The 9,684-nt window shown below is 62.9% G+C and carries 12 protein-coding genes; 5 read left to right on the top strand and 7 right to left on the bottom strand.

The window, feature by feature from the left end:
- Positions 1 to 406: 406 nt before the first annotated feature.
- From ACROHD_RS05385 to ACROHD_RS05360, 6 genes are all read right to left on the bottom strand, one after another.
- Entirely contained in the window at positions 407 to 868 is a 462-nt protein-coding gene (locus ACROHD_RS05385; protein WP_432676329.1) for a hypothetical protein, read from the bottom strand.
- The gene (locus tag ACROHD_RS05380) at positions 865 to 1,812 is read right to left on the bottom strand and encodes a 2-hydroxyacid dehydrogenase (protein ID WP_432676328.1); all 948 of its coding nucleotides are present in this window, start codon (positions 1,810 to 1,812) and stop codon (positions 865 to 867) included. The genes ACROHD_RS05385 and ACROHD_RS05380 overlap by 4 nt, the downstream gene beginning before the upstream one ends.
- Positions 1,809 to 2,150 carry a tRNA-binding protein gene (locus ACROHD_RS05375; RefSeq protein WP_432676327.1) on the bottom strand — a complete coding sequence of 114 codons (342 nt, stop codon included), beginning with the start codon at positions 2,148 to 2,150 and terminating at the stop codon, positions 1,809 to 1,811. Before ACROHD_RS05375 ends, ACROHD_RS05380 begins: the two co-directional genes overlap by 4 nt.
- Positions 2,147 to 2,956 carry a pyrroline-5-carboxylate reductase gene (proC, locus tag ACROHD_RS05370; RefSeq protein WP_432676326.1) on the bottom strand — a complete coding sequence of 270 codons (810 nt, stop codon included), beginning with the start codon at positions 2,954 to 2,956 and terminating at the stop codon, positions 2,147 to 2,149. Before proC ends, ACROHD_RS05375 begins: the two co-directional genes overlap by 4 nt.
- Positions 2,957 to 3,024: 68 nt before the next feature.
- Positions 3,025 to 3,528, bottom strand: coding sequence for a type III secretion system chaperone family protein (locus ACROHD_RS05365; RefSeq protein WP_432676325.1), 504 nt, complete (start codon positions 3,526 to 3,528; stop codon positions 3,025 to 3,027).
- Positions 3,529 to 4,047: 519 nt separating this feature from the next.
- Entirely contained in the window at positions 4,048 to 4,296 is a 249-nt protein-coding gene (locus ACROHD_RS05360) for an accessory factor UbiK family protein (protein ID WP_432676324.1), read from the bottom strand.
- Between the two features lie 117 nt (positions 4,297 to 4,413).
- On the opposite strand from ACROHD_RS05360, the gene lgt reads away from it, so the two are divergent.
- The 4 genes from lgt (at position 4,414) to ACROHD_RS05340 (ending at position 7,596) form a co-directional block, all read left to right on the top strand.
- Positions 4,414 to 5,328 (top strand): prolipoprotein diacylglyceryl transferase, encoded by a 915-nt coding sequence (gene lgt / locus ACROHD_RS05355; RefSeq protein ID WP_432676323.1) that lies wholly within the window; start codon positions 4,414 to 4,416, stop codon positions 5,326 to 5,328.
- On the top strand, positions 5,325 to 6,398 hold the full coding sequence (locus ACROHD_RS05350; RefSeq protein ID WP_432676322.1) for a class I SAM-dependent methyltransferase: 1,074 nt from the start codon (positions 5,325 to 5,327) through the stop codon (positions 6,396 to 6,398). The genes lgt and ACROHD_RS05350 overlap by 4 nt, the downstream gene beginning before the upstream one ends.
- A gap of 16 nt (positions 6,399 to 6,414) precedes the next feature.
- The gene (gene pgeF, locus ACROHD_RS05345) at positions 6,415 to 7,185 is read left to right on the top strand and encodes a peptidoglycan editing factor PgeF (RefSeq protein ID WP_432676321.1); all 771 of its coding nucleotides are present in this window, start codon (positions 6,415 to 6,417) and stop codon (positions 7,183 to 7,185) included.
- A gap of 285 nt (positions 7,186 to 7,470) precedes the next feature.
- Entirely contained in the window at positions 7,471 to 7,596 is a 126-nt protein-coding gene (locus ACROHD_RS05340; RefSeq protein ID WP_432676320.1) for a hypothetical protein, read from the top strand.
- A gap of 95 nt (positions 7,597 to 7,691) precedes the next feature.
- Here ACROHD_RS05340 and ACROHD_RS05335 read toward each other — a convergent pair whose 3' ends face one another.
- Positions 7,692 to 8,660: an NAD(P)-dependent oxidoreductase gene (locus tag ACROHD_RS05335; protein ID WP_432676319.1), complete on the bottom strand. Its 969-nt coding sequence runs from the start codon at positions 8,658 to 8,660 to the stop codon at positions 7,692 to 7,694.
- A 148-nt stretch (positions 8,661 to 8,808) separates the two neighbouring features.
- On the opposite strand from ACROHD_RS05335, the gene ACROHD_RS05330 reads away from it, so the two are divergent.
- Positions 8,809 to 9,678, top strand: a complete 870-nt coding sequence (locus tag ACROHD_RS05330) for a LysR substrate-binding domain-containing protein (RefSeq protein WP_432676318.1) — start codon at positions 8,809 to 8,811, stop codon at positions 9,676 to 9,678.
- The last annotated feature ends 6 nt before the right edge of the window (positions 9,679 to 9,684 follow it).

Below are 9,684 nucleotides of genomic sequence, written 5' to 3'. Positions count from 1 at the left end.
CCTTCGAAAGCCCTTTATCGCCATCGAAAACGTCAGCGAATACGAGGAGACGCGGGGGCCTGCGCATCTCACGATGCGCCAATACGCGGTTTCGAAACCGCGTTTCAGCGAGCCTTCGAAGGCTCGTCCGCCACGTTCACCCGATCTTAACCCCAGGCTGTCACCCTGAGCGCCGGTTAACCGATTCTCCAAGCGTGGCCCGGTCCGCCGATCCGACCCCAAGACCACCTCAGCCAGGTGGCAGGGTACGAGACGCGCCAGAAGCTTCGCCAGACCATCCTGCTACGCACGCCCCAACGGGCGGCGCCGCCCAACCTCATGCGGATACCGCGTAAATCGGGCTTTTCTCAAAGAGCGTTGAGGTCACACCGGCTGGCAGAGACCACGCACGGATCATGGCCATGCCTCATTCCGCGCAGCCACTCGAAAAGCCGGTCAAAGCCACAAGGCGGCCGTTCAATCCGCCCTGCATCCGGGCCAAATTCACCTCGACCGGGTAAAACCCAACCGGATACCAGATCACTTCTCCCGGGTGGGCATGCACCGCCAGCTCTGTCACCATGTGTCCATCAACCAGCGAAAACACCGCGGATCCAGTCCGGTTCGGCTCATCGCCTTCGCCGCGCACCCCCACCAGCAAAAGCCCGCGAAACGGCGCGCCCAGATCTTCCCAGCTTTCGCCATTCGCAAACGCCGCCTCGCCACAAAAGAGATGGGGAGCGTCCTGCCGCGCCTGTTCTGCAATCAGGTCGGGCGACAGCGCCCCCGTCGCGGGCCACAGCAAGCGAAACTGGTAGCCTTCCAGCACCACGGAATTCTCAGCCAGCGCAGGGGCCGCCAAAACCACCAGCGCCGCAAGCCATCTCATACCGGGTTGGGCAGCGACCGCCCCTCGGCGAAAGCGATGAGATTGTCCAGAGCCATTCGCCCCATATCCTCGCGCGGCTCCAGCGCCGATGTGCCCAGATGCGGCAGCAGCGTCACGTTCTCCATGACCCGCAGCGCCTCGGGCACCTCCGGCTCGAACTCGTAAACGTCGAGCCCTGCCCCCGCGATCCGGCCCGCCTGAAGCGCCGCAATCAGCGCCGCCTCATCGACGATGTCGCCCCTTGCGATATTGACGAAGATCGCGTGCGGCTGCATTGCCGCGAACACCTCCGCCCCCACGAGATGATGGGTCTCCACCCCACCCGGCGTCGCCACCACGACGACATCCGCCAGGCCAAGCGCTTCGGCCATCTCCAGCTGTTCCGCCGGGAAATCCACCGATTTGCGCGAGCGATTCACGTAGACCACCCGGCAGCCAAAGCCGAAATGACAGCGCCGGGCGATGGCCTGCCCGATCCGGCCCATGCCGATGATGCACACCGTCTTGCCGCTGACATGCAGCCCCAGCAATTGGGTCGGATGCCAGCCGGTCCAGCCACCAGAGCGCACCAGGCGTTCGCCCTCGCCCGCGCGCCGCGCGGTCATCAGGATCAGCGTCAGGGCGATATCGGCGGTGGAGTCCGTCACCGCACCGGGCGTGTTCGTCACCGCGACGCCAGCAGCCCGTGCCGCCGCTACGTCGATATGGTTGAACCCAGCCCCGAAATTGGCCAGCAGTTTGCAGCGCGGCGCGGGAACGGCGGCGAAAGCCTCGGCTCGGAACGCATCGCCAAGCGTCGGCAATACAAAGTCATAGCCTTCCAGCGCTGCCACACAGTCTTCATGCGTCATCGGTTGCGTGGTCGTTCGGCAGGTCACGTCAAAGCGTGCCTCGGCGGCGGCCATCACACTCTCGGGCAGGCGTCTCGAAATCAGCAGTTTCAATGCATCCGCCCCCCCTTGGGCACGGCCTTGTCTGGGCCGATCAAAACGATCTCTCCGCTTTCATCCGGCAATCCGAGCACCAAGATTTCCGACCGCATCGGGCCGATCTGGCGTGGCGGGAAATTCACCACCGCCATCACCTGTTTTCCGACCAGACCCGCCGGATCGTAATGCGCCGTGATCTGGGCAGAGCTTTTCTTGACCCCCATCTCACCGCCGAAATCCACCCAAAGCTTGATCGCCGGTTTACGCGCCTCGGGGAAGGGTTCGGCGCGCACCACCTCACCCACGCGGATATCGACCTTGAGGAACTCGTCGAAGGAAATCTCGTCGCTCATCCCTTCAGCTCCCGCGAGCGGCCAGCCGCCGCGCCAACCGTGGCGCGCATCAGCGGCATCAATCCATTCTCGGACATCAAAACTTCCAACCCTGCTTGCGTGGTGCCATTTGGAGAGGTCACGTTGATCCGCAGCTGCTCCGGGCTTTCAGACGCGGCCTCTGCCAGCGCCCCCGCGCCCGCTACTGTGGCCTTGGCCAGTTGCATCGCCATGTCATCGGGCAAGCCTTCCGCGCGGGCGGCGGCGGCGAGCGCGTCGATCATGTAGAAGACATAGGCCGGGCCAGACCCGGATACGCCAGTCACCGCGTCGATCTGGTCCTCCTCTGACAGGCGCACCACCTGCCCCACGGCGGACAGAAGCCCCTCGGCCATATCCGCATCTGCCGGGCCGGCCGCACCATTGCCGATGATCGCAGTGATCCCCTTGCCTACTGCAGCGGGCGTGTTGGGCATCGCGCGGATGACCCGCGTGGCGTCGCCCAGAACGGATTCGAAATAGGAAATGGGTGTGCCCGCCGCGACCGAGACAATCAGCGTCGCCCCGCCACCAAGCGCCTGCAATTGCGGCAGCGCCTCGGCCATATATTGCGGTTTCACGGCGACGATGGCGACGGCAGGATCGTCCGGCAGCCCCTCGTTCACATGCAGCCCCTGCGCACGCACCCAGTCCGAGGGATGCGGGTCCAGAACCCAGACGGCCCCGGGCGCCAGCCCCCCGGCCAGCCAGCCCTCCAGCATCGCCTGCCCCATCTTGCCACAGCCCAGCATCACCAGCCCGCGGCGCGCGATCTCGTCGAAATTCATGTGCTCTCCCGGCGTTGCGGCGCAACAGGCCCCAAGGCCAGTCGCACCCGCTTCAGTCGCCGGGCAGGTTAGGCGCGCCCGTAGCTCTCTGCAATGGCGACCTGCATCGCCTGTTCGGGCGTCTTGTCCGTCCAGCAGGCCAGTTGGAAGGCCGGGTAGAATCGCTCGGCGGCCAGAACGGCGGTTTCCACCATGCAGGCGATCTGATCGGGGCTTGCCATCTGCTCGCCAGCCAGCACCAGGCCATAACGATAGACCATCAGCCTTTGCGCCTTCCAATAGCTGAAGGCCCCGGCCCAGCATTTGTCATTGGCCAGATTCAGCACCTCGTACAGCGCCGGCATCGACGCTTCGGGCGGCTCCATATCGAAGGTGCAGATCATTCGCAGGGTTTCGTCATAGGCCGACCAGGCCAGGGTGACGGAATAGGTCCGCCATTGTCCCTCGATCGCCATGGCGATCTGGTCATCTGCGACGCGGTCGAAATCCCATTCGTGATGCGTCGCCAGCGTTTCCACGATGTCGATGGGATGGAGGTCGTCGACCTCGATATACTGCTCGGATAGCGACATTGCCCAGGCCTCTTTGTTTTTGGCAGCTTCGTGTGTCGCTGGTCCGGGAACCAGAACGACCCACTAGAAGCTGGGTGTCTGACTATGGGTCGCCGGGGCAGGCCCGACCCCATACCAGATATGGTGGAGCCAATGGCAATGTCTGTAAAGGATAAAGTTTGGGAGTCGAGGCGGGAATCCGTTCTGCGCGGACCTATCCACAAGATTCTCGCATCGGGGCCAAGTTATTCACAACGAACCGATTTTTCTGGAATAAACCGTTCAGAATCCGGAATTTTCTTTCGTCTTTGCAAAAAATACCTAGAGGGATCGCCGGTGGATGCGCCATTGGCTCGAGCCAGATGGCAATGGGGTTGCCCCCCGGGTCGACCGACAAGGCTCCCGGCGCAAGCCGGGGGGTGAGGAGGGCCACTCACGGGTCGATGCCGAAGGCGGCCAAATCACCTAAACTTTAGAAAAAGGGGTGCGGTTGCACGCAAAAGCAAAAGCAGGAAAGAAAAACGACAAACAGGCGCTGAACTACGCCCCCGACTTCTCCTCCAGCGCGGCGATGCGGGCTTTTAGGGCTTCGTTTTCCTCGCGGGCCTTCTGGGCCATGGCGCGCACTGCGTCGAATTCTTCGCGGGTGACGAAATCGCGGTCGGCCAGCCAGCGGTCCATCAGCGACCGCATCGCCGTCTCGGCTTCGTCCTTTGCGCCTTGCGCCACGCCCATGGCGTTGGTCATCAGCTGGGACATATCTTCCATGAACTTGTTGCGGGTCTGCATGAGGGGCCTCCTGTCGCTTGCCACTCATATGGCCCCGCAGGCGCCCGGCATCAAGGTTGACTTCGCCGCAGGGGCCAGCCATCCAAACACCGACCCGAGCAGACGAGGCCCCAGATGATGCCAGCCGCGATCCCCTTCCCCAATATCTCGCCCGAGATCTTCTCGATTTCTCTCGGCGGGTTCGAATTCGCCCTGCGCTGGTACGCTCTGGCCTATATCGTTGGCATTCTCCTGGGCTGGCGGCTGGCGCTGGTGACGCTGCGCCGTCCGGCGCTTTGGCCCCGGGGCACTGCCCCGATGACCGCAGAACAGCTGGAAGGGCTGATGACCTGGATCATCCTTGGCATCGTTGCGGGCGGGCGGCTTGGCTATGTGCTTTTCTATCAACCGGGCTACTACCTTCAGAATCCAAGCGAGATCCTGATCCTCTGGCAGGGCGGCATGTCCTTCCACGGCGGCTTTCTGGGTGTGGTGATCGGCGGCGCGCTGTATTGCTGGCGCCACGGCATTCCGATGCTTCAGGCAGGCGATCTGATGGCGCTGTGCACCGCGCCGGGGCTTCTCTTCGGGCGGCTTGCAAATTTCATCAATGCCGAGCTTTGGGGCCGCGCCTCGGACGTGCCCTGGGCAGTCATCTTCCCCGGCGGCGCAGCGCAGGATTGCGCGGGGCCCGAGGGTTTGGTGGTCGTTGACGGGCTTCTCATGTGCGCGCGGCACCCCTCGCAGCTCTACGAAGCGGCGCTGGAGGGGCTTCTTCTAGGCGCGTTGCTCATTTGGCTCGTTTACCGCCGCGGGGCGTTGACGCGGCCGGGGATGATCATGGGTGTTTTCTTTGCTGGCTACGGCGTGGCGCGGATCCTGGTGGAACTGGTCCGACAGGCCGATCCGCAATTTATTACGGCCGATAATCCGCTTGGATACGTGATCTCGCTGAGCCCAACCATCGGGCTTTCGATGGGTCAGATCCTGTCGCTGCCGATGCTGATCGTGGGGTTGGCCTTCATCCTCATTTCTCGCAGGCGCGCGGCATGAGCGCTCTTCTGGAAAGCCTGCTCACGCGCATCGCGCGAACCGGCCCCATGACGCTGGCAGACTTCATGACCGAAAGCCTGCTCCACCCGTCGCATGGCTACTATACCACCCGTGACCCGCTTGGGGCCGCAGGTGATTTCACCACCGCGCCGGAGATCAGCCAGATGTTCGGCGAACTGCTTGGACTATGGCTGGCGCAGGTCTGGATGGATCAGGGCGCGCCCGCGCCGTTTCTGCTGACAGAGCTTGGGCCGGGTCGCGGAACGCTGATGACTGATGTCCTGCGTGCCACGCGGGCCGTGCCGGGCTTTCACGACGCGGCGCGGTTGCATCTGGTCGAGGTCTCGCCTGCCTTGCGCGCCAAACAGACCGAGGCGTTGTCAGGTTACGAGATCACCTTTCACGACCATCTGGCCGGCCTGCCGGACGGTCCGCTCTTCCTGCTCGCCAATGAGTTCTTCGATGCCCTGCCGATCCGTCAGTTTCAACGCGGCGAGGCCGGTTGGCATGAACGGATGATCGGGGCCGAAAACGGGCGGCTCATCTGGGGTCTTGGTCCCGAATCCGCGCTGGAGATGCTGGAGGACCGGCTGGCCGACACAGCCACGGGCCATATCGTCGAGGTCAACACCCCCGCCCTGCCGCTGGCCGAAGATATCGGCCGCCGGATCGCCACCCATGGCGGCGCGGCGCTGATCGTGGACTATGGTGACGCGGTCAGTATCGGCGACACGTTCCAAGCGCTGAAGGATCACAAGCCGGTCGATCCCCTGATCTGCCCGGGCGAGGCCGACCTGACAGCCCATGTGGCATTCGGACCTTTGGCCGCTGCTGCCGCACCCGCTCGTGCCTCCGCCCCGACGCCGCAGGGGGTGTTCCTCGAACGGCTCGGCATCACCGCACGCGCACAGAGGTTAGCTGCAAATCTGAGCGGAGCGGCCCTCGACGCCCATATCTCCGCGCACAGGCGCTTGACGCATGGGCAGGAAATGGGAACGCTGTTCAAAGTCATGTCCCTGACCCCGCCCGACGCTGCCCTGCCCCCTGGCCTCGACCCGCAAGTTCCCTGAAAGGCCCTTCACCCCGATGACCGTGACAACCAGCCTCGAGATCATATCCTCCGACCTTCTGGACGGTGTCCGGCACGGGTTTTTCACCCGCCGGGGCGGGGCGTCGTCTGGCATCTTCAAAGGGTTGAACTGCGGTACAGGGTCGTCTGACCAGACCAGCATGGTGGAAACCAACCGCGCCCGCGTGGCCTATGCCATGGGTGTGCCGATCATCCAACTGGTGACTGTGCATCAGACCCATTCCGCCCGCGCCATAGCCGTCGAGGACGCACAGCCGCTGCCGCGACCCGAAGCCGACGCGATCGTGACCGCAACGCCAGGCACCGCCATTGCCATCCTGACCGCCGATTGCCAGCCAGTTTTGTTCGCCGACCGCAAGGCCGGCGTCATCGGCGCGGCCCATGCGGGCTGGCGCGGGGCTGTGGATGGCGTGCTGGAGTCCACGGTTGAGGCAATGGAGGATCTGGGCGCCCGACGCGAGGATATCCACGCCGTGATCGGTCCCTCGATCAGTCAACGCGCCTACGAGGTCGGCCCAGAGTTCTTCGAGATGTTTTTTGACGAGGACCGCGAGAACTCCATGTTCTTCATCAATGGCGAGGGCGATCGGTTCCTGTTCGATCTGCCCGCCTATGGATTGCACCGTCTGCGTCGCGCGGGCATTGGTCAGGCGGAATGGACCCGGCACTGCACCTATTCAGACCCCGAGCGGTTCTTTTCCTACCGCCGGTCCGTACATCAGGGAGAGGCCGATTACGGGCGGCTCATTTCCGCGATTCGCCTATGATCGCGTTTCGGAAATCGGGCAGCTCTGCCATGCTTGGCGCGTTGGCACGGTAAATTCGGCACATCCGGGGCGGAGCCCGCCCAAATCCTGCCCTGAACCCTGGGTGTGACCCACAAGACCCCAAGAAAACAAGGCCACCCTCCGCCACATTTTTGCCCCGTCCTTTTACCGAAAATTAGGGCTGAGGCCGTAAGACTGCCTGAAAGCTCCGCCAGATTGTCCTCAACCCGGAAACGGGAAAACAAATGGCCCGGAAAGGGCCGGCATGAAAAGAGGACGAGAGAGATGCTGAAACGGCGCTGGATGGAAAAGGTTCTGGAAGAAAGCCAGAAGGAACAGATCGAAATGCCCTGGTCGCGTGGCAAACGCCATCGCCGGCGCAGCGTGATCCGTCAGGCCGCCTCGGCCTGATCCTCAAAGTGGGCCCAACAGGACCCGGACAGCAGAACGCTGAAAAAATGGCGGCCCAAACGGGCCGCCTTTTCTGTTGCGATAGCCTGTTCGGCTTATTCCGCCGCCGACGCACGGGCCGACCCCTGCGGGATCACCTCATATCCCGGCTCTTCCGGCTCATCATCGGTCATTTCCGGCGGGAAGCCGGGGGCGAGGATTGACAGGCCGGTGGCGTCCTCCAGACGGCGGATGATGTTGGGTGACAGTTCACGGTCGCCATAGCGCTCGATCCCGTCATCGAAGATCTGACAAATCAGCGGCGAGACCTCCAGCGGAACGCCGTTGCGCTCGGCTATGCTCTGGAAAAGCCCCACATCCTTTTTCACCAGGTCCATGGTGAAGGAGATATCGCGCGACCCGTTCAGGATGACCTGGCTTTCGGTGACGTGGCTGAAGCTGTTGCCCGAGGAGATCTTGATCGCCTCATAGGTGGTGTTCAGGTCCATCCCTGCGGCTTTGGCCGTCACGAGCGCTTCGGCATTGGCGACGAGATGCACGGTGGCCAGATAGTTGGTCAGCACCTTCAGCATCGAGGCGGTGCCCAGATCGCCGGTATGCAGAATGCGCCGGCCCATGGTTTTCAGCAGCGGCAGGATACGCTCGAACGTGGCGCGGTCGCAGCCCGCGAAGATCGAGATATTGCCGGTATCAGCCCGGTGGCAGCCGCCGGAAACCGGGCAATCCACAGCCGCACCGCCCGCGGCGATGACCATGCCACCAAGCCGTTCAGCTTCGGCCTGATCGGTCGTGGACATCTCCATCCATATCTTGCCCTCTTTGATTTCGGGCAGCATTTCCTGCATGACCGCGTCAGAGGCGGCAGGTGACGGCAGGCAAGTGATGACGGCATCGCAGTCCCGCATCAGCTGAGCGGCATTGTCTGCCGCCTTGGCGCCCTTGGCGACCGCCGCGTTCACCAGATCGCGGTTCAGGTCCAGAACCGTCAGGTCAATGCCATTGCGCAGCAGGCTGCCCGACAGTTTGCCACCAACATTGCCAAGGCCGATAAATCCAACTTTCATGTCGCGTTTCCCTGTTCGCCTATGTGGACATGAACCTCTGTGACCCGATCAGGTCACAAGCGGCTTTGCGTCAGGTATCGCTCACTTGCGCCCAAACAAAAAACAAATAATAAATCCACATATCACCAAATATTTTTGGTACTGGATTGTGGCCAGAAACATCAACCTTACGTGGCTGCGAAGCTTCGAAGCCGCTGCCCGCCATCTGAGCTTTACGGGCGCCAGCGAGGAACTGGGGCTGACACAGGCGGCGGTCAGCCTGCACATCCGCTCGCTTGAACGGCAGCTGAGGTCCAAGCTGTTTCACCGGCGTGCACGGCACCTGTCGCTGACCGAGATGGGCAAGGCCTATGTCACCACCGTGCGGCAGGCGCTGGCCGATATTGACCTTGTGTCTGCCAGCTTGTTTGGCCCACGCGCCACGCAAACGATCACGGTGATGGCCCCGGTTTCGACCGCCGCGCTGTGGCTGGCCCCGCGTCTGCCGGTTTTCAAACGTGACTTCCCCGGCATCGACCTTCGTCTGGTCACGAATATCTGGACCGAAGCCACCAAGCTGGAAGGGGTCGATGTGGAACTGCGTCTTGGCCGTGGCGACTGGACCGATGCCGCCGCGGAGAAACTGGCGGAGGAGACCATTGTTCCGGTCTGTGCAGAGCATCAGAGGAACGAGATCAGGCAGACTTCAGACCTTTTGCGCGGGCCGCTAGTCCATATTCTCGGACATGAAGGAAACTGGGAAAGGGTCTTTGGCGCCAGTGGCTGCGTGATCGAGCCGGGCGTGGCGCAATATTTCATGGACACGACGGTCTCGGCCCTGCAGCTGGTGGCGGCAGGCGGTGGCTTTGCCACGGTCCTGTCACGGCTGATCACGCCGCAAACGGGCGTTGCCCCCATAGGCGAACCATTGCCCTTCCCAGAGGCGCACTACCTGATGCGCCGTGTTTCAAAACGGGCGGTGCAGCCCGAGGTGGAGCTTTTCGAGACCTGGCTGCGGGATCAGTTCGCAACTGCATGACCGCAG

Origin of the sequence: Nioella aestuarii (genome assembly GCF_050896395.1) — a bacterium.
Lineage (GTDB): Bacteria > Pseudomonadota > Alphaproteobacteria > Rhodobacterales > Rhodobacteraceae > Nioella > Nioella aestuarii.
The sequence above is the reverse complement of the archived record's forward strand: the minus strand, read 5'-3'. Positions and strand labels throughout refer to the sequence as shown.